At 45.1% G+C, this 1,113-nt stretch carries 1 protein-coding gene; it reads left to right on the top strand.

The window, feature by feature from the left end; translation table 11 throughout:
* Positions 1–1,113, top strand: a 1,113-nt coding sequence (locus tag KHM83_RS19595; RefSeq protein ID WP_213238730.1) for an S-layer homology domain-containing protein, incomplete at both ends; no start/stop codon positions are given.

Raw genomic sequence — 1,113 nt, 5'->3', positions numbered from 1 at the left:
AGAAAACGTCGTCGTCGTACCGATCACCAATAAAACGGCGAATAAAGTCAATACCAACTTAACTGGTGATATTGTCAAGAACATGGAGAATAATCAGTTTAAACTGACGATCCAGACCAATAATGTTGATTATATCCTGCCGGCTAAAGAAGTGCAGATCAGTAATATTGCAAGTGCACTCAATGTTAATGAAGCGGCACTCAAAGACATTATGGTTAGCGTCACCATTGATAAACTTGACAGCGCTGCTTCAGAAGCCATTGTCCGTGAAGCAGAGAATCAAAACTTGGAAGTGGTATTCCCACCGGTTTCTTTCAAAGTAGAAGCGACGGCGCAGACAGCAACCGGTGAAAAGCAAACCGTAGAAATATCTAGATTTAGCGGGTATGTTGAAAGGCGTATCGCACTGCCTGAAGGCATTGATCCGTCGAAAGTGACAACAGGCGTGGTCTATAATGAAGACGGTACCTTTAGTCACATACCGACAAGAGTCATATTGATTGATGGGATTTACTATGCGGAGCTCAGTTCCATCACGAATTCAAGTTACTCAGTGGTTTATCACCCGATAGAGGTGAGCAGCGCCAAAGGTCACTGGGCAGAAAAGGCCATTAATAATATGGCCTCAAGAATGGTGATAGCCGATCCAGAAACCTTTGAGCCGGATGCACTTGCGACAAGAGGCGCATTCATCGACTACATCGTTAGAGCAATGGGACTTTACCGAAATGGCGCGGCAGATATGACGCTTTATCCTGACATGAGCATGGCATACGCAGATTCAGTTACCATTGCGAAAACCTATGGGATTGCTAATGGCTATGAAGACGGCACGATTAGAGATATGGCCGCATTGACAAGAGAAGAGGCGATGGTCATGCTTGCACAGGCACTGGATGTATTTGAGATGCTGGAGACATCACCGACGATTGAATCAGAAATGTTTGTAGATCTTAATGAAGTAAGTGCGTGGGCGTCCTCTGATGCCAGCCGCATTGTCAATGCAAAGATCATGAACGGCATTGGCAATCAACAGCTTGATCCGAAAGGAAATTACACCTATGCGCAAGCAGCGGCAACCATAGAGAATATGTTAAAGAGCATTGGGCTCAT

This window comes from Fusibacter paucivorans (assembly GCF_018390735.1).
GTDB lineage: Bacteria > Bacillota > Clostridia > Peptostreptococcales > Acidaminobacteraceae > Fusibacter > Fusibacter paucivorans.
This window is presented reverse-complemented; position numbering and strand designations above follow the sequence as displayed.